The following is a 17,736-nucleotide window of genomic DNA, read 5'->3' as shown; positions in this document are numbered from 1 at the left end:
CGATGACGTCGTCGCTCCTCGCGCTGGCCATCCGCGACGAGAAGACGAAGTCGCACGAGGAGCCTAGCGCCAGAGATGCGCGTAGCTTGCCAGGCGGCCCTGCAACTTTGACAGCAGGCGGTTCAGCCCCCCCGGAGGCGGGATCTCGTCCCCTGCCAGCCGTTCCAGCGCGACCTCGACCGGGCAGGGGCGTCCGCTGACCGGGTCCCAGTAGCGCGGGTAGGCGATCAGCGCGGCATGGACCAGTTGCACAAGGTCGGGCCGGGCGGCCCGGCGGTCGGGTACGGGGCCAAGGTCGCGGGTGAGGCCCCAGCCGGCATAGAACGGCGCGCCAAGGCAGGTGACCGGCACGCCCCTGACCAGCGCCTCGAAGCCCAGAAGCGAGGTCATGGTCCAGACCTCCTGCACCTCGGTCAGCAAGGCTGCCGCGTCGCTGCGGGACAGGATCATGTCGGCAAGGCCCGTCGTGTCCATCGCACCGGGGCGCAGGCCCGCTTCGACGTCAGGATGCGGCTTGTACAGGATCAGCGCATCGGGGTTGGCCGTCCGCACGGCTTGCAGAAGGCCCCGGTTCGTCCGCGCCGCGCCCGCTCCCAGCCGGATCGAGGCGTCGTCCTCGACCTGGCCTGGCACCAGGATTCGGTGGCCCTGCGGCAGGGCGGGGGCAGCGCCGGGCAGGTTGTACTTCGTCAGCCTCTCGGCCCGCAGCCGGTCGATCAGCGCCTCGGCCCTGTGTCGCTGGTGGCGGGTCAGGGGCGAGGCGATCAGCGACTCCAGCCGTGAGGGGCGGGTCGGGTCGTAGTAGATGCCAAGGTCGTCGGTCACCAGCGACAGCGGCGGGACCAGTTCAGCCCCCAGCCCGCGCGAGCGCAGGAAGCCGTCCTCGACCCGCAGGCAGGGGGCTTGGGGCGCGAAACCCTCGGGCTCTTTCCCCGCCCAGAGGAGAAGGCTGCGCCCCGTGCGCCGGGCCAGTCGATCGGCGGCTTTCGGTGCGTCGCGGAAGCGCAGGGGTTTCGTGCCGCCGAACACTTCTTGCAGCCGTCCGCGTTTCCACAACCGCATCCCGGCGGCCACATGGCCCCGGCCATCGTCGCGCCAGGCGCGGACCTCTGCCTGCAACTGGTGGATCACCTGGTCCAGCCCGCACAGCCGGTCGCGACAGGGGTCATACCAGAGAGGCGCCAGCAGCATGGCCCCGGCAAAGAGTTCTTCTTTGGTCAGCGTCCGCATGCGCCGGGGCAGGGGGTGTTCGTCCTGACTAAGGCCCCAGCCGGCATAGAAGGGTCGACCGAACACATGCGGGCGGTGGCCGTGCAGGATCGCCTCGAACCCCATCTGCGACGAGACGGTATAGACCTCGGCCGCTCCGGCGAGGAGAAGGTGCGGCGAAACCGGAGCCGTCAGCAGGCTGACCCGACCCCCCGCATCGCCCGATCCGTAATGGCCGGGCCGCAGCCCCGCCCGGCTTTCGGGATGGGTGCGGATGACGATCCGCCGTTCTGGATGGTTGCGCTTTGCGGCGGCGAGCATCTCGCGAAACGTCGCCATCGTCGCCCCTGAAAAGTGGATCGAGGCATCACCGACGGTCTGGTCGATCACCAGCACGTAGCCGGGGGTGGGGGCGGGTAGACTAGGGTCAAAATTATTGTATTTGGACAAGCCGACCCCAAGAAGACAGTCACTTAGGCGTCGCGCCTCATCCAGAATGTTCGAATCGTACAAGCTTGCATCCAGCAGGATCTCTTCGATCCGCGACGGACGGTCGCCGATGAAGTGCAGGCCGACAGGGTCGAACAGCAGGCCAAGCGGGGCTTCCCCCAGCGCCCGCCCCGGATGGACCGAGCGCAGGAAGGCGTCCTCGACCCGGACCAGCTGCACCTTGCGCTGCTTGGCAATCCGCTCGCCGCGCCAGGCGGTCGGGCTGGCGCCCCAGACCAGGACACCATCCTCGCGCCCCGGAAGGCCGAAGTGCAAATCGTGCCCGGCAAGCTTAAGCACCCGGTGCAGGCGGTGGTTGCGCAGGAAGGACAGGTTCTGGTGGTAAAGCCGCCGCGGCACCCCGCTCAGCGCACCGGACCCCTGAGGCACGGCGGTCTCAGTTCCCGGAATTGGCGGTGTTGGCCAGGTTCGACGCTACGGCGGTCGAGCCGGTGATCGCGCCCAGGGTCTTCTGCCACTGCACGTACGGCGCTTCGGTCACGTAAAGCGTGTCGCCGTCGCGGATCTGGAAATCCCGCGCCTCGAAGAGGCCGGTGGGCTCGGTCAGGTCCAGGACATAGACAATGCGCTGCTCGCCGATCAGGTCGGACCGTCCCAGGACCGCGCGGGCGATCCCTTCGCTTTCGTCGCGCAGGATGAAGACGCCCTTGGGGTCCGCTGCCATCGTCGACAAGCCGCCCACCGTGGCAATCGCCTCCAGCGCCGAGAGCGTCGGCGATTCGAACGGCACCGTACTTTGCGTGCCCGTGGCCCCCAGCGCGATGAACTTGCGGCTGTCTTCCTCGATCATGATCTTGTCGCCGGGGCGCAGCGCGATATCCAGCTTGGGGTTCTCGTACAGGTCCTGCAGCCAGATCCTGCCGGTATGGGCGCCCCGCGTGACCCGCACGATGGCAACGGCCGGATCCACGGTGACGCCGCCCGACTTGGCCAGCATCGACGCCAGCGTCCGGGTCGAGGATTCGATCGGGTAGACCCCGTTCGACGCAGCCTGGCCCGAAATCGACACGGTCGACCCGCCGCCCGCATTGCGTGAGACGCTGATCTGCGGGTCGGGGGTCTGGTCTTCCAGTTTGCGGGTGATCGCCTGGCGCAAGCCCTCGGGCGTCTGGCCCGCCGCTTTGATCCGCCCGGCATAGGGAATGTAGATGTAGCCCTGGCCATCGACCTGCAGTTCGGACAGGCCCGAGACACGTTGCCCGGTGTTGCCCAGAAGCGGCTCGTCCTTGACGTTTTCATAGACCGTGACGCTGATCGTGTCGCCGATCGCGATCGTGTCAGACCCAACCAGACCTGCGTTGCGGAAGCTGGCGCTGAACCCGAAGCTTGGCTGCACCGCTGTTGCGGCCGAGACCGCCGGAGTGACCGGGACGATGTAAGCGTCGCCCTTGGCCTCGACCGATCCGGCGAGAACCTGGCGCTTGGTCGGACCGGACCGTGGCAAACCACAGGAAGCTACAAGCGACAGGGCCGTCAACAGGACGACCGCCTTGACTGTGTACGACATACGGAAGGTCACCGCCCTTAGCCCCTGCGTTCTGCGTCAGGATATTGCCGGGAACTCTAGCGAAACGCCCCAGGGTTGACCAGTCCGGCAATCGCAAATCATCGGACGAGGCGCAACTGTTGCCGCGGTGCCGCTTTGCCGGATGTCAGCGCCTGATAGGGGTCCTCGGGCGCCAGCATCAGGTCGACCACCTGGCGCAGCAGGCGCCTGCGCCCCCGCGCGGAATAAAAGCCGCCGACCAGTTGCGATGTCTCCAGCAGGAACTGCCGGTAGTCGCGGTAGGCGCGGGTGTCGGGGCGCTGTGGCGTTGCGAAGAAATCCTCTAAGGGCTGCGAGGAGACGAACTCGGGCTTGGCATAGACGGCGTCGCCGAAGGTGCGCAGCGGCAGGCCCCGCCAGAGCGCCTGCTGCCCGGCTGTCGAATTCACTGTCACTGCCGAGCGCGCATCGTTCAGAAGCTGCGCCAGCTTGCCGCCGCGGACGAAATGCACGCGGTCGGCCAGGCCCCGTTCGGCGGCCAGGCGGCGGATCGCGGGCAGGATCGGGATGCGCCCGTCCTCAAGCGGGTGGGCCTTGAAGACCAGGTGATGATGCGTCGGCGCGCCCCTGTCGAAACCGTCGATCACCACCGCCAGGAAGTCGGTCATGCTGGCAAAGGGCGAATGGTCTTTGAAGCTGGCGTCATGTTCCAGTTGCAAGATCGCAAGGTGATAGGGAAAGCCGCCCCGCCGGATGCGGAAGGTGGCAAGCCGACGCTCCAGCCGGTGTAGGGGCATCAGAAGGAAGCGCCAGAGGTGAAGCTGGAACTCCTGCCAGACGGTCAGCGCCCGGTGCGGTCGGAAATTGCGGTAGGCGCGGCCCCCCAGCGCGACGAAGCCGTGGTAGATCGCGCCCCAGAACATATGCTCGCGCATGTCGCCCCAGGTTGCGGGGACGTCGGGCAGGTCGGGATCGACCCGCTCCATCGCGGCGCGCATCTGGGGGACATCAAGCTGCATAAGCTGGGAATGTCCATTCGACCCACCGCGTTCGTAAGTCACCCAGTAGGGGCGAAGGTAGCCTTCCTCGAAGACATGGACGGTGATGCCCCGGTCGCGGGCCAGACGGATCGCCTGGGCGTGGATCGGCCGGGTATCGCCGTAGACGACAAGGTCGGTGATCTGGTGCTGGTCAAGAAGGGTCGCGCAGCGGTCCGGCCAGCGGTCATGGCTGTCCTTGAACGCGATGTAGTCCGGTCCCGGCCAGAACGCCCGGTCGCCGAGGTTGAAGCCCACGCGCCAGACCTTGGCCCCCGTGGTGCGCAACAGGTCGGCCAGCCGATGAAACCAGGGTCCATGCGGGCCTTGCAGGAACAGGAAGCGGCGGACGGGGCAGGTCACGTTGGGAAGTGTGCCTTGGATCGGTTGCAAAAGAATGAATCGATAAGGCCCGAAGCGCCGCAGGCTTGCAAGCACGGCGGGGGGGCTTTACCTCAAACGGATCAGCAGGAGGCGCGCATGTTCACCGGAATTGTCACCGATGTCGGTCGGATCGTCGAGACGAAGGTCACCGGCGACCTGCGGGCGCGGATTGCCACGCGCTATGACGTGGACGGCATCGACATCGGGGCGTCGATCGCCTGCGACGGGGTCTGCCTGACGGTGGTGGCCCTGGGCTCGGAGCCGGAGAACTGGTTCGATGTCGAGATCTCGGCCGAGACGGTGTCGAAGACCAATCTCGACGACTGGGTTCCCGGCAAACGGGTGAACCTTGAACGCGCGCTGAAGGTGGGCGACGAGCTTGGGGGCCACATCGTATCCGGCCACGTGGACGGGCTGGCCGAGGTGGTGGCAGTTCGGCCCGAGGGCGGGTCGGTCCGGGTGACCTTCCGCGCGCCAGAGGCCCTGGCCCGGTTCATCGCTCCCAAGGGGTCCGTCGCACTGAACGGCACCTCGCTGACGGTGAACGAGGTTGCGGGGGCGGAGTTCGGAGTGAACTTCATTCCGCATACGCAGTCGGTGACGACATGGGGCGAGGTGGCCGTGGGGGACCGGGTGAACCTGGAGGTCGACACGATGGCCCGCTACGTGGCGCGGCTGCGGGAGTATGACTGAGGTCGCGCCTTTGGCCGGCCCCCGGGGGTTTTGCACCCCCGGACCCCCGCAGGATATTTGCGCAAAGATGAATGAAACTTTGAGTCAAATGCCGCGGAGCGGGTGATGGGCGAGATCGGGCACAATGGCGGGCCGTCGTTGGAAGGCGGGGTCAGCTGGCGGCGGCATTGCTGGTCCTCGGCGCGGGAGCGGTTGTTGCCGGTGCTGCCCGTGGAAGTGGTGCGGCTGCGGGTGAAGCGGGCCAAGGCGCTGGGGCTGGATTACAGGACCTATGCCGGGGTGCGGGCAGCCACGGGGCATGATGTGGTGGCGTTTCTGTTTTCATCCAATGCCTTGCGGGTGTCGCTGCTTCGGCCTGCGATGCCGGAGGATCGGGCTGGGAAGCTGGCCGTGGTGCAATGCGGGCGGTTGGCTTTGGCGGTGGCGCCGCTGACTCCGGGGATGGTGGAGGCGGCCAATCCGGTGCTGGATGGGGCTTGGCCCGCACCCTATGCGCTGGCGGGGTTTGGCGAGATGCGGGACCGGCTTCGTGCGGCGCTGGGGAAGGTGCCGTCGGACCAGGTCATCCTGGTGGGCGACTTGGGGCTGGAGCGCGACTGGTGCGCGGCGGGGCGGTTGGCGGGGTATTTGCCGGCGGAGCGGTATTTCGGGTGAGGCGGACAATGCCCGGGGACAGCAAATGAAGCCTGCTGGTCGCAGGACATTGGAAGAGATCCTCGCGTCTTGCTCTGACAGCCTTTTCCCTGCCGGGATGGGCAGTGCTCCTGTGCATCTGCACTCGGTCGATTGCGATGGCGATACGCCACTTCATGTCATGCTGTGGCGCAACGATACCGGCGCGGCGCTTGCGCTGATTGAAGCAGGGGCAAGGGTGAATGCAGCTGGCGACATGTCGGAAACTCCGCTGCATATCGCTGTCCGGCAACAGAACCTGCAAGCTGTAGACGCACTTCTGAAGGCGGGGGCTGACCCTGACGCGATCTCGGAATTCGGTGAGTCGCCGCGGAAGATGGCAATGGAACGCGCGCCTCAGTTGCGAAAGCTGCTCGCGTCCAAATGAAAACGGCGGCCGCGAAGGGCCGCCGTTTCAATTCACCAAAAGGAACGGTCAGGCCGCGACGCGACCCACGAGGACGCTGTCGACCTGCTTGGCAGCCCCAGCCTCATCCACACCGGACACGGCTGCCACTTCGCGGGTCAGGCGTTCGAGGGCGGCTTCGTAAAGCTGACGCTCGGAGTAGGACTGTTCACGCTGGTCGTCGGTGCGGTGCAGGTCGCGGACGACTTCGGCGATGGACAGCAGGTCGCCCGAGTTGATTTTCTGTTCGTATTCCTGGGCGCGGCGCGACCACATCGCGCGCTTGACCTTGGCCTTGCCCTTCAGCGTGTCGAGCGCCTTGGTGATCACGTCGGGTGCCGACAGCGCGCGCATGCCGATTTCCACCGCCTTGTGGGTGGGGACACGCAGGGTCATCTTGTCCTTTTCGAAGGAGATGACGAAAAGCTCCAGCTGAATCCCGGCGATCTGCTGCTCCTCGATCGAGATGATCTTGCCGACGCCGTGCGCCGGGTAGACCACAAAATCGTTCGGACGGAATTCAGGCTTCTTCGACTTGGTCATTCAGCTTTCCCCAAAAAGAGGCCCCCTCCGCGACAAAGGCCCCGCGCGCCCTGAACCAAAGTTCAGGCGAGTGGAGCTGGATTGTCACAAAAGATTTGGGCCTAGGCGATATGCGCTAAGCCGGTTCAGGCTTCCATGCTTGCTTTGTAAACGAACAATAACACAAAAACGCACTGATTCCAACTGCCGCGAAACCGGGCAGTTCATGCGTAACGCATTGAAATTTATAAACTTCGCCCGCCGTAACCGATTCGTGGCCACACTTGCGCCCGAATCGGACCGCGGTCAGCCGCCGGCGCCGGGCGCTTCCGAGAAGTACTTCTGCAGCTTGCCGGTTTCGCCGTCACGCTCTTCATAGTCGGGCAGCGGGTCCTTCTTGGTCACGATCACCGGCCACTGCACAGCATATTTCCGGTTGAAGGAAACCCATTCCTCCATGTCCGGTTCCGTGTCGGGGCGGATGGCGTCGGCGGGGCACTCGGGTTCGCAGACGCCGCAGTCGATGCATTCATCCGGGTGGATGACGAGCATGTTCTCGCCCTCATAGAAGCAGTCGACCGGGCAGACCTCGACGCAGTCGGTGTATTTGCAGGCGATGCAGTTGTCGATGACGACGTAGGTCATGGGCGTGGCCTTGGTGCGAAACGTTTGCGTCTAGCTAGAGCAGGCAGGCGGATCATTCAAGCGGGTCCGGGTCAGATGTTCCCGGATCAAGGTCAAGATAGAGCTCCTGCGCCTCGGTCGCCGGGCCGCGCCTGACCCCGGGCGCCAGGACGCGGATCACGCGGATGCGGTTGCCTTGCGGGAAGGTCAGCGTGTCGCCTGCGCCCACATCCCGGCCGGGTCGGCTGATGCGGGTGCCGTTCACGCGGACATGGCCGTCGGCAATGACCTCGGCGGCGGTGCTGCGCGACTTGAAGAAGCGGGCCTGCCAGAGCCATTTATCCAGCCGCAACCGTTGGGCGGCGGCTGGATCAGGTTTGCCCGAAGGCCCCGCCAATCAGATCTTGCCCTTAAGCGCAAGAAGAGCGGCGAAGGGGTTGTCGGGATCGATGGGCTTTTCCTGCCGGGGCGGACGGGCCTCGAACGATTTCTGGCGGTCGTCGCGCTGCGGTTTGCCGCCTTTGTAGTCGCCCTTCGGCCGGTCGCCCTTCGGACGGTCGCCTTTGGGGCGGTCGCCGCGCGGACGGTCTCCCTGCGGACGGTCTCCTTTGGGACGGTCGCCTTGCGGATGGTCGCCTTGCGGGCGGTCGCCACGCGGGGCACGGGGCGCTTCGCCTTCCTTGCGCTCGGGGCGGGGGGCGCGTTCGGGGCGTGGACGGGGCTTCGGCGCCCAGGTGAAGGTGTAGAACGCCTCCATCTCGGGTGCCGCAGGTTCGGCCTCTGGTTCCGGCGGCGGGGCCAGGATCGAGACTTCTTCGGGGATCGGCACGCCCGCCGCAATGGCTGCGGCGGCTTCCTCAGAGATCTCGGGGGCCTTCGGCGTCTCGGCTTTGACCTTCGGGCGCTCGGCCTTTTCACCCTTGTAGCCCAGGCCCGCCATCAGGTCGGCGAACTGGTCTAGGGTCATGCCGGTGATCGACAGCATGTCGGGGGTCGCCTCGAACCCGGCGCGGCTGTCCTTCTGGCGCAGGATGTCGGCCAGGCGTTCCAGCATGTCGATGCGGATCGCGCGGGTTCCGGCGGGATGGTAGCCGGCCAGCGTGTAGTGCTGCGTCGGCACTTCCTGGACGTTGGGGATCGTCACCAGACCGGGGGGCGGAGATTCGGGGAATTCCTGCAGCCCGTTCCACAGCGACCACAGCACCAGACGCAGACGCGTGGGGGCTGGTTTCAGAAGGGCGGGCAGGAAGATGGTGAACTGGCCGAAACGCACACCGTGCTTGCGCAGGGCACCACGGGCCTCTTGATCCAGTTCCTTCACTTCGTTGGCGACGGCATCGCGCGGCAGGACGCCCATCGCCTCGCTTAGACGGAATGCGAAACCGCGGGCGAGGCCGGTCAGCGTCTCGTCGCGGGACATGTTGAGGAGCGGCTCGAACTGCGCGGCAACCTTGCGGTCGATGAAGTGCTGCAGGCGGCGGCGGACCTTTTCCACCACCTCGGGGCCGGCTTCTTCGTCCACGAAGGCCTCGACTGCGGGTTTTGCGGGCTCGGCGCCCTTGACCAGCTTGCCCACCGCGTTGGTGCCCCACATGAGGCCACCCTGTTCGGTGAAATCAAGCTCGGTGTCCGGCGCGTTGTAGAAGCGGTCGGCGCGCAGGTGGAATTCCGGCTTCAGGGCCTGGATCGCGGCCTGGGCCAGCGTCCGTGCGGCATCGGGCGTCGCACTGGCATCCTGCTTGAAGCGGAAGCCTTCCAGTTTCCCGGCGAATTCGCCTTCGACCGTCACTTCGCCCTTGTCATTCACTTCGGCCACGAGAGCCTCCTTCTGCTTCAACCGGCGGAGGAGAACGGATGTCCGCCGGTCGACAAATCGTTGCGTCAGCGCCGCATGCAGCGCATCCGACAGGCGGTCTTCTACAGCGCGCGTTTCCTCGCGCCAATGGGTTTCGTCTTCGACCCAGTTTTTCCGCTGGGTGACGTAGGTCCAGGTGCGGATATACGCCAAACGGCGCGATAATGTGTCGATGTCGCCGTCGGTCTTGTCGATCCGCTTGATCGCAGTTGCCAGCCAGTCGCTTGGGATACGGCCTCCGCCCAGGCCGCGACCCACCAGAAACTCGAAGATGCGCGTCAGCAGTGTCGTGTGTTCGGGTCCTGATGAGGAGCGGAAATCGGGGATGCGGCAGACATCCCACAGAAGCTGCACGCGCTTCGGTTCGGTCAGCTTGTCCTGCACCTCGGGCAGGGCGGAGAGCGCCTTCAGCGCCAGAACGTCGTCGGCATCCCGGGCGCGGGTCAGCCATTCGTTGAAGGTTGGGGCCTCCAGGCTGCGGACCAGGCGGTCAGCCGACCCGAAATCCATCGATTCGTTACGCCAGTGCAGCTTCTTGACCGGGGCAAAGCGGTGGGTCTCGATGGCATCGACCACATCCTCGTCGAAGGGCCGCGCCTCGCCGGTGACGCCGAAGGTCCCGTCCTCGGTATGGCGGCCCGCCCGGCCTGCGATCTGCGCCAGTTCCTGCGGGTACAGCGCGCGCATCCGGCGACCGTCGAATTTGGCGGTCGAAGAGAAGGCGACGTGGCTGATGTCGAGGTTGAGGCCCATGCCGATGGCGTCGGTCGCCACGAGGTAGTCCACGTCGCCGTTCTGATACAGCGCCACCTGGGCGTTACGGGTGCGGGGGCTGAGGGCGCCCATGACAACGGCGCAGCCACCCTTCTGGCGCCGGATCAGTTCCGCAATCGCATAGACGTTCTCGACCGAGAACCCCACGATGGCCGACCGTGCGGGCATCCGGCTGATCTTCTTCGACCCGGCATATTTCAGCGTCGACATCCGGTCGCGTTTCAGGAACGTCACATGCGGCACCAGTCCCGCAATGGCCCCCCGCATGGTGTCGGAGCCCAGGAACAGCGTCTCGTTCAGCCCCCGGGCGCGGAGGAGGCGGTCGGTGAAGACGTGGCCCCGGTCGGCATCGGCGCAAAGCTGGATCTCGTCCACAGCGACGAAATCGGCCCCGATCTCTAGCGGCATCGCCTCGGTCGTGCAGACCCAGTATTGCGTTCGGTCGGGAACGATCCGTTCCTCACCCGTGACAAGTGCCACGACGGACGGACCGACCTTGGCCACGATGCGGTCATAGACCTCGCGCGCCAGAAGCCGCAAGGGCAGGCCGATGACGCCCGTCCGGTGCGACAGCATCCGCTCGATCGCATGATGGGTCTTGCCAGTGTTCGTCGGCCCTAGGACCGCCGTCACCCGCCGCGGGGCGTCCATGACTTAAAGCTCCTGACCCTCGGCCTCGATCTGCAGACGCTCGACCGCTTCGGTCGCGCCCTGCAGATGGGGATGGATGGCGAGGGCTGCCTTGTAAACCTCCAACGCGCGTTCGGACTTGCCGGTTTCTTCCAGAATCATCGCAAGTCCCGACAAGGCCCCGAAATGCCGCGGATTCAGTGTCAGGACCTTGGCGATGTCGGCAACCGAAGGTCCGAACTCGCCCGCCATGTAATAGGCGGTGGCCCGCGCGTTCCAGGCTTCGGCAAAATCGGGGGAATGGTCGATGACGGCGGTGAAATGTTCGATGGCCTGACCCGCGTCGCCCAGGTTCATCGCGTCCTTGCCACGCTGAAGCAGCAGGTCCATCGCCGGCGACCCGGATTTGGACCATTCGATCCAGATTTCCGTCTCGATCCGGCCTGCCTCGGCCGCTTCGGCAGACTTGAGCCGGTCGAACAGGCCATCCAGCTTGGCGGTGTCTTCAGCAAACGCGACAGCACAAGTCAGGAAAAACGGCAAAAGTGCCGCAACGAGACGATTGAGAATGGCGGCCTGGAGACCCATAACATGAAAGTAACCGATCCGCGCCAGATTGCCAGAGGTGCCAGGGTCACGAACCGGAGACTTGTGATGAGCGAAATGATCGATGCCGCCGTGAAGGCGCTAACTGCGAAATTGTCGGCCGGGTTTGACGGCGTCGCCAAGTTCGTGATCCCCGGCGAAGGGGCGATCATGCTGGACCCCGCAGGCGTGCGCGCTGGCGACGACGAGGCCGATGTGACCCTGACCGCCGAGGCCGACGTCTTCCGCGCAATCCTTGACGGCGAGATGAACCCGACGATGGCGTTCATGACCGGCAAGCTTTCGGTCGACGGCAACATGGGGCTGGCGATGAAGCTGGGCTCGGTGCTGGGGTGAAGGACAGCGCGGTCTCCGAGGCTCCGTTCCACGCAGACCTGGCCGAAGGGCCGCCCGGGGCGGTTTGCCTCTGGCTGCAGGCTGGTGCAGCGCGGATTCGCGTGGCCTGGTGGAAGGCGGGGAACAAGGGAACGGTGCTTCTCTTTCCCGGCCGCACCGAATGTGTCGAGAAATACGGGCGCGCTGCGGGCGATCTGGTGGCACGCGGCTTTTCGGTGATCACGATAGACTGGCGCGGGCAGGGACTGGCGGACCGGGCGCTCCCGGACCGGATGACCGGCCATGTCGGGGATTTCGATGAATACCAGCAGGACGTTGATGCGATGCTGGCCGAAGCCGGTCGCGCGGGACTGCCGGAACCCTTCTTCTTGGTCGCACATTCGATGGGCGGTTGCATCGGACTGCGCAGCTTGATGCGCGGCCTTCCGATCCGCGCGGCGGTCTTCTCGGCCCCGATGTGGGGGATTGCAATGGCCGCCTGGCTGCGCCCTGTCGCCACGGTCGTGGGGGCGCTGGCCGGACCACTTGGCTATGCCCATCGCTATGCGCCGACGACGGGGGGGCAGGCCTACCTGTCCAGCCAGCCCTTCGAGGGCAACGTGCTGACCACTGACCGCGAGATGTGGGATTACATGCGCCGTCAGGTTGTCGAGGTGCCCGAGCTTGCGCTTGGCGGCCCCTCGATCGGCTGGCTGCAGGCCGGGCTGCGGGAATGTGCCGCGCTGTCCGCACTTGCGGCACCAAGAGTGCCGGTGATCTGCGGCCTCGGGACGGCCGAGAAGGTGGTGGACGTGCCGCCGATCCACCTGAGGATGGCGGGTTGGGGCACCGGGCAGCTTGATCTCTACCCCGGGGCCGAGCACGAGATCATGATGGAAGGCCCCGCAGCACGGGCCCGGTTCTTCGACCGCGCGGCGGCCTTGTTCGACGCGAATCGGGGATAGGGGCGGCTCATCCCTCCCTGACGGTCGGTCTTCGCCGGGCAGCCGCGAAGAGCGACCGAAGGGACGCGATGGGCCCGTTGCCGGGATCTACCTTGCGTCCAGCTTGCGCTCGATCTCGGCCAGTCGCGCCAGGACCTTTTCCTCGAAGGCATGGGTCTCCTCGCGGGTTTCCTCGCTTGCCGCCTCCTGCATCGAGTTCACGATCAGGCCGACGATCAGGTTCATCACCGCAAAGGTCGTCATCAGGATGAAGGGCAGGAAGAAGGCCCAGGCGTAGGGATAGACCTCCATCACCGGGCGGACGATGCCCATCGACCAGCTTTCCAGCGTCATGATCTGGAAGAGCGAATAGGCGCTGGCACCGAGGTTGCCGAACCAGTCGGGGAAACTGGCGGCAAAAAGCTTGGTCGCGATCACGGCGGCGATGTAGTAGATCAGCAGGATCAGCAGGAAGACCGAGCCCATCCCCGGCAGCGCGCGGCCCAGCCCGTCGACCACCCGCCGCAAGGATGGCACCGCCGAGACCACGCGCAGCACCCGCAGGATGCGCAACGCCCGCAAGACCGAAAGCCCGCCCGCCGCTGGCAGAAGCGAGATGGTGACGATGGCGAAGTCGAAGAGGTTCCACCCCGACCGGAAGAACCGCAGCCCCGTCGCGTAGAGCCGCAACCCCAGTTCGACCACGAAGATTCCCAGGCACAGCCGGTCAATGGCGACCAGCAGGGTCCCGGCCCGGGCCATGACGGCAGGGAAGGTCTCCAGCCCCAGGGTGACGGCATTGACCAGGATGACCGCGATCAGAAAGCGCGCGACCGTCGGGCGGTCGAGAAAGGCGGCAACGGTGGCGCGGCTGGTCATTTTGGCCTTCGGTCTGAAGCGGGTTCCGCCGGGATATGGAGCGTGCGGGGCGCCGCGTCCAGCCCCGGCCGACGCGCGGATGGTTTCAGGCGGCAAGGTCCTGCAACCGGCGGGGAATTTACAGGCCTATTGCCTGCCTAAGCAGGGTGCTGCCAGTCGCAATGCGGTTGCCCTGCGGCGTTGTGCGGTTGTGCGTTCGGCCCGTGACGGAAGGAAATCCAGATCAGCTGCAGGATCGCATCTGGCCACTACGCCTCGAAATCCCTTGCGGCCCGGCCCTACACCAAGGCCCTCGACGGTGACGTCATGCTTCAGCTCATCGACCCGACGCCGGATGGCGGGCGTATCAGTTCGGGGCGGCCAATACTGCCGGACAACGTGCCGACCCGGGCACAAAGAAGGGGTGGCAGCCTCATGACATTTCCGCATCTAGAGTTCGACCAGCTCAATTCTCTGCCCTTCGTGTCCGACGGGGTGCGCGATATGATCGAGGCGCTGGAACCCGCTGTGCACCAGTTCCTTCCTGTCGAGGTCACCGGCCGGGACTATGTCGCGCGCCGGCATATCCTGATCGTGTGCAATCGGCTGGACACTTTGCATCCGACGCTGACCTTCCCGCGCAACGAGCGCGGCTTCTACGATGGCGTCATCGGCAAGCCCCATGCGATCGTCCACAGGGCCAATGCGATTGCCGGGTATCACCTCTGGCACGAGAAATACGCGCAGGGTCTGTTTGCCTCGGACGAACTGGTAGGCCGGATGCTTGTCACAGAGACCAGCGGTCTTTTCGTGAGTGACCGGCACGAAGCCGTCTAGCCCTTCGGCGGGCAGGTGGTGCAGCGGGTCAGGGTGCTCATCAACTCGCGCGCGAATTCCATGCTGCGGCCGTCCGGCCCGGTCAGGACCAGGGTGCGGTCGCCCACCCGCTCCAGCCGGGTCATGGCGGCAAGGGCGGCGAAGTAGACCTGTTCGTCCTGCAGCCTGTCGCAGGCCATCCGGGTCGCGGCCACCCCGCCCAGCATGAGGTCAGGCAGGTGGGCCTGGTTGCGGCCCGTGTAACGGTTGCAGGGTGCCTTGCCCGAGAGCGTGCCCTCGGCATCGACCGTCAGCGTGGCGGGGATGTCGACGACCTGGCCGTCGATGGCCAGAAGCTCCCATTCGACGCCGGTCGGATCCTGGGCCTCGGCGGTGCAGGCGGTCATGGCAAGGACGGCAAGGACAGGCAGAAGGCGCATGGATCGGGCTCCGTCATGAGGTCATATGGTCCTTTGACGCGTCAGAAGGCCTCGGGCTTGGCTTCGCGCGCCATGTGATCAAGGACGGCGTTGACGAACTTCGGTTCCTTCCCTTCGGGGAAGAAGGCCTTGGCCACGTCGACATATTCGGTGATCGCCACCTTGGGGGGCGTGACCATGTCGACAAGCTCGGCCCCCGCCGCACGGAACAGAGCGCGCAGCACCGGATCGATCCGGTCGATCGGCCAGGCCGCGACCAGCGCGCGGTCGGTCAGCTGGTCGATCTTCGCCTGCCAGTTCACCGCAGCCGCCACCACGGCGCGGAAATGGTCGACGTCGCCCTCGGCAAACTCGCCCTCGTCATAGGTCGCGCCAAAACGGTGCGTCTCGAACTCGCGGGTGACGGCTTCCACCGTCTGGCCCGAACTTTCCATCTGGAACAGCGCCTGCACGGCATAAAGCCGGCTTGCGGATTTCATCTGGCGCTTTTCGTCACGCTTGGCGGTCGTCATGCCCGGAAACCGATCCCCTTGGTCTTGCCGGCCCATTTGCGCGACAAGGCGACCAGATGCAAGGCCGCCGCTGCGGCACCGCCACCCTTGTTCTGCCCCGCCGGGTCCGCCCGAACTTCGGCCTGAGCGCGGTTTTCCACCGTCAGGATGCCGTTGCCGATGCAGACGCCCTGCAGGCCCAGAAGGCTGATCGCGCGGGAGCTGTCATTGCAGACCGTGTCGTAATGTGTCGTCTCGCCCCGGATCACGCAGCCCAGGGCCACGAAGCAGTCATACTCCGCCAGCCGCTGCGCCATCGCGATGGCCGAGGGGATCTCCAGCGCGCCCGGCACTTCGACCAGGTCCACCTCGGCCCCGCAGGCAGTTCCCACGGACCGCGCGCCCGCGACCAGGTTGTCGGCGATGTCCTTGTAGTAGGGTGCGACGACGATCAGAAGCTTCACCGGCTTGTCGAAGCTGGGCAGGGGCAGCGTGTAATGCGTCTCGGCGGTGGCCATGACTTACTCCTTGATCGCGCGGGTGCCCGCGATGGTCAGGCCATAGGCGTCCAGGCCGACGAACCGTGGTGCGGCAGAGTTCGTCACCAGGGTGATCGCCGACAGGCCCAGCGTCGACAGGATCTGCGCGCCAAGACCGTACTGGCGCAGAGTCTGCGGCGAATGTTCGCCCGGAGCGACCATCTTCATCGTCGTGTCGCGCAACAGGACGACAACGCCGCGCCCTTCGGCCGCGATAAGCCGCATGGCCTGGGGCAACTCGCCGCCGCCACCGACGCCCAGCACATCCTCCAACGGGTTCAGCGCGTGGACCCGAACCAGCACCGGGCCGGGGGCCGCCAGATCGCCCTTCGACAGGACGATATGCTCGTCACCGTGGGTCTCGTCGGCGAAGACCCGCATCAGCCAGTCGCCGCCATGAACGGACTGCACCGCCTTGACCGCCTTTTCGGTGATCAGGTTGTCGTGGCGGCGGCGGTAGGCGATCAGGTCGCTGATCGTGCCGATCTTCAGGCCGTGCTTTTGCGCGAAGGAAATCAGGTCGGGCAGGCGGGCCATCGTGCCGTCGTCATTCATGATCTCGCAGATCACGCCCGAGGGGTTCAGCCCCGCCAGGCGGCTGACGTCCACCGCCGCTTCGGTATGCCCGGCGCGGACCAGAACGCCGCCGTCCCGCGCCTTCAACGGGAAGATATGCCCGGGAGTCGCAATGTCCGCCCCGCCCTTCGTCGGGTCGATGGCCACCGACACCGTCCGCGCCCGATCGGCCGCCGAAATCCCGGTCGTCACCCCTTCGCGCGCCTCGATCGACAGCGTGAAGGCGGTTTCATGACGGCTGGAGTTCTTCGGGCTCATCAAGGGCAGCCCCAGCGCGTCGATCCGCGCACCCGGCAGCGCCAGGCAGATCAGCCCGCGCCCGTGCGTTGCCATGAAGTTGATCGCCGAAGGCGTGCACATCTGCGCCGGGATCACCAGGTCGCCTTCGTTCTCGCGGTCCTCATGATCCACGAGGATGAACATCCGCCCGTTGCGGGCGTCTTCGATGATCTCTTCGGTCGAGGAGATGGCGTCGGAAAAGTCGGACATTGGGTGCCTCGCAAGCTCTGCGCGCCCATGTATCGCGGGCGGGGCGCAAAGGCCAGAGGTTCAGCGGTGCGCCGGTGCAGGCCTAGCCCGCGCGGGCGGACAGAACCGCGAGGCAGGCCACCTCGGCCAGTTGCTGCGAGGCGCCAAGGATGTCGCCGGTCTGCCCGCCGATCTTCCTCAGGGCAATGAACGCCAGAAGGATCGCCGCGCCCAAGGCTGCGAAGCCCAGCGAAACCGCCGTCCAGCCGGTCAGGGCCACGGCAATCGCCAGGGCGATCAGCAGCGCCGCCAGTGCGGTCGCGGCACTTGGCCGCCCGGTGGCATGGCTCAAACCCTCGCCACGGGCATTGGGCAACAGCGCCATCACCAGCGCCATCGGCGCGCGGGACAGGGCACCCGTGGCAATCAGCGCGGCCCAGAGCCCGCCCCCGTTCTGGCCGTAGACCAGCACTGCTGTCAGGGCCGACCAGCGGGCCAGCGTGACCAGGACCAGCGCCAGCACTCCGTAACTTCCGACCCGGCTGTCCTTCATGATCTCCAGCCGACGCGCCTTGGTCCAGCCGCCGTAAAGCCCGTCCGCCGTGTCGGAAAGCCCGTCCTCGTGCAGGCCGCCGGTCAGCATTGCGGACAGCGCCAGTACCAGCGCCGCCGTAACCCCCGGCGTCACCCCCAGCCACAACGCCGCGCTGGCCAGGGCCGCCCCAAGCGCCCCCAGCACTGCGCCGACCAGGGGCCAGGCCCAGGCCGAGGCGGCCCCGGTGCCGTGGTGGTTCGGCAACGGCAGCCGCGACAGCAGCGCAAAGGCCGACAAAAGGTCGCTGGGCAGCCGAATGGCGATGTCGCGGATTGGGGTCAAAGCG

General features: G+C 66.2%; 20 protein-coding genes. 6 read left to right on the top strand and 14 right to left on the bottom strand.

Annotated elements, in window-relative coordinates; genetic code table 11:
- Positions 1-63: 63 nt before the first annotated feature.
- The 3 genes from Q8M85_RS05965 to Q8M85_RS05955 all read right to left on the bottom strand — a co-directional run bounded on the left by Q8M85_RS05965 (position 64) and on the right by Q8M85_RS05955 (position 4,605).
- Positions 64-2,088 carry a capsular polysaccharide biosynthesis protein gene (locus Q8M85_RS05965; RefSeq protein WP_305541579.1) on the bottom strand — a complete coding sequence of 675 codons (2,025 nt, stop codon included), beginning with the start codon at positions 2,086-2,088 and terminating at the stop codon, positions 64-66.
- A gap of 7 nt (positions 2,089-2,095) precedes the next feature.
- Positions 2,096-3,226: a polysaccharide biosynthesis/export family protein gene (locus Q8M85_RS05960; protein WP_305541576.1), complete on the bottom strand. Its 1,131-nt coding sequence runs from the start codon at positions 3,224-3,226 to the stop codon at positions 2,096-2,098.
- A gap of 98 nt (positions 3,227-3,324) precedes the next feature.
- Positions 3,325-4,605 carry a capsule biosynthesis protein gene (locus tag Q8M85_RS05955; RefSeq protein ID WP_305541573.1) on the bottom strand — a complete coding sequence of 427 codons (1,281 nt, stop codon included), beginning with the start codon at positions 4,603-4,605 and terminating at the stop codon, positions 3,325-3,327.
- 117 nt (positions 4,606-4,722) lie between these two features.
- On the opposite strand from Q8M85_RS05955, the gene Q8M85_RS05950 reads away from it, so the two are divergent.
- The 3 genes from Q8M85_RS05950 (at position 4,723) to Q8M85_RS05940 (ending at position 6,379) form a co-directional block, all read left to right on the top strand.
- Positions 4,723-5,319 carry a riboflavin synthase gene (locus Q8M85_RS05950; protein WP_305541571.1) on the top strand — a complete coding sequence of 199 codons (597 nt, stop codon included), beginning with the start codon at positions 4,723-4,725 and terminating at the stop codon, positions 5,317-5,319.
- Between the two features lie 105 nt (positions 5,320-5,424).
- On the top strand, positions 5,425-5,973 hold the full coding sequence (locus Q8M85_RS05945) for a hypothetical protein (protein WP_305541568.1): 549 nt from the start codon (positions 5,425-5,427) through the stop codon (positions 5,971-5,973).
- Positions 5,974-5,998: 25 nt separating this feature from the next.
- Entirely contained in the window at positions 5,999-6,379 is a 381-nt protein-coding gene (locus tag Q8M85_RS05940) for an ankyrin repeat domain-containing protein (protein WP_305541565.1), read from the top strand.
- Positions 6,380-6,427: 48 nt separating this feature from the next.
- Here Q8M85_RS05940 and Q8M85_RS05935 read toward each other — a convergent pair whose 3' ends face one another.
- The 5 genes from Q8M85_RS05935 to Q8M85_RS05915 form a co-directional block, all read right to left on the bottom strand.
- Positions 6,428-6,940 (bottom strand): CarD family transcriptional regulator, encoded by a 513-nt coding sequence (locus tag Q8M85_RS05935; RefSeq protein ID WP_305541562.1) that lies wholly within the window; start codon positions 6,938-6,940, stop codon positions 6,428-6,430.
- Positions 6,941-7,225: 285 nt separating this feature from the next.
- Positions 7,226-7,564, bottom strand: coding sequence for a ferredoxin FdxA (fdxA, locus tag Q8M85_RS05930; protein WP_305541560.1), 339 nt, complete (start codon positions 7,562-7,564; stop codon positions 7,226-7,228).
- A gap of 52 nt (positions 7,565-7,616) precedes the next feature.
- On the bottom strand, positions 7,617-7,940 hold the full coding sequence (locus tag Q8M85_RS05925; protein WP_305541557.1) for an RNA-binding S4 domain-containing protein: 324 nt from the start codon (positions 7,938-7,940) through the stop codon (positions 7,617-7,619).
- A complete protein-coding gene (locus Q8M85_RS05920) occupies positions 7,941-10,823 on the bottom strand; it encodes a helicase-related protein (RefSeq protein WP_305541555.1) in 2,883 nt (960 codons plus the stop codon). It lies immediately after the preceding gene.
- A gap of 3 nt (positions 10,824-10,826) precedes the next feature.
- On the bottom strand, positions 10,827-11,390 hold the full coding sequence (locus Q8M85_RS05915) for a tetratricopeptide repeat protein (RefSeq protein WP_305541551.1): 564 nt from the start codon (positions 11,388-11,390) through the stop codon (positions 10,827-10,829).
- Between the two features lie 66 nt (positions 11,391-11,456).
- On the opposite strand from Q8M85_RS05915, the gene Q8M85_RS05910 reads away from it, so the two are divergent.
- A complete protein-coding gene (locus Q8M85_RS05910; protein WP_305541548.1) occupies positions 11,457-11,744 on the top strand; it encodes an SCP2 sterol-binding domain-containing protein in 288 nt (95 codons plus the stop codon).
- A complete protein-coding gene (locus tag Q8M85_RS05905) occupies positions 11,741-12,688 on the top strand; it encodes an alpha/beta fold hydrolase (RefSeq protein ID WP_305541545.1) in 948 nt (315 codons plus the stop codon). Before Q8M85_RS05910 ends, Q8M85_RS05905 begins: the two co-directional genes overlap by 4 nt.
- Positions 12,689-12,775: 87 nt before the next feature.
- Here the strand turns inward: Q8M85_RS05905 and Q8M85_RS05900 are convergent, their stop codons facing one another.
- On the bottom strand, positions 12,776-13,546 hold the full coding sequence (locus Q8M85_RS05900; protein ID WP_305541541.1) for an ion transporter: 771 nt from the start codon (positions 13,544-13,546) through the stop codon (positions 12,776-12,778).
- Between the two features lie 306 nt (positions 13,547-13,852).
- On the opposite strand from Q8M85_RS05900, the gene Q8M85_RS05895 reads away from it, so the two are divergent.
- The gene (locus Q8M85_RS05895; protein ID WP_371135207.1) at positions 13,853-14,362 is read left to right on the top strand and encodes an imm11 family protein; all 510 of its coding nucleotides are present in this window, start codon (positions 13,853-13,855) and stop codon (positions 14,360-14,362) included.
- On the opposite strand, the gene Q8M85_RS05890 is transcribed toward Q8M85_RS05895, so the two are convergent.
- The 5 genes from Q8M85_RS05890 to Q8M85_RS05870 all read right to left on the bottom strand — a co-directional run bounded on the left by Q8M85_RS05890 (position 14,359) and on the right by Q8M85_RS05870 (position 17,723).
- On the bottom strand, positions 14,359-14,781 hold the full coding sequence (locus Q8M85_RS05890) for an META domain-containing protein (RefSeq protein ID WP_305541536.1): 423 nt from the start codon (positions 14,779-14,781) through the stop codon (positions 14,359-14,361). The genes Q8M85_RS05895 and Q8M85_RS05890 overlap by 4 nt on opposite strands.
- A gap of 41 nt (positions 14,782-14,822) precedes the next feature.
- On the bottom strand, positions 14,823-15,293 hold the full coding sequence (gene nusB / locus Q8M85_RS05885; RefSeq protein ID WP_305541533.1) for a transcription antitermination factor NusB: 471 nt from the start codon (positions 15,291-15,293) through the stop codon (positions 14,823-14,825).
- Entirely contained in the window at positions 15,290-15,790 is a 501-nt protein-coding gene (locus tag Q8M85_RS05880; RefSeq protein ID WP_305541530.1) for a 6,7-dimethyl-8-ribityllumazine synthase, read from the bottom strand. The genes nusB and Q8M85_RS05880 overlap by 4 nt, the downstream gene beginning before the upstream one ends.
- Before the next feature lie 3 nt (positions 15,791-15,793).
- Positions 15,794-16,876, bottom strand: coding sequence for a 3,4-dihydroxy-2-butanone-4-phosphate synthase (gene ribB, locus Q8M85_RS05875; RefSeq protein WP_305541527.1), 1,083 nt, complete (start codon positions 16,874-16,876; stop codon positions 15,794-15,796).
- An 82-nt stretch (positions 16,877-16,958) separates the two neighbouring features.
- Positions 16,959-17,723, bottom strand: a complete 765-nt coding sequence (locus Q8M85_RS05870) for an adenosylcobinamide-GDP ribazoletransferase (protein WP_371135216.1) — start codon at positions 17,721-17,723, stop codon at positions 16,959-16,961.
- Positions 17,724-17,736: the final 13 nt, after the last annotated feature.

This window comes from Tabrizicola sp. (genome assembly GCF_030694085.1).
Lineage (GTDB): Bacteria > Pseudomonadota > Alphaproteobacteria > Rhodobacterales > Rhodobacteraceae > Tabrizicola.
Note: the sequence above shows the minus strand (reverse complement) of the source record. Positions and strands in the feature narration are given on the sequence as shown.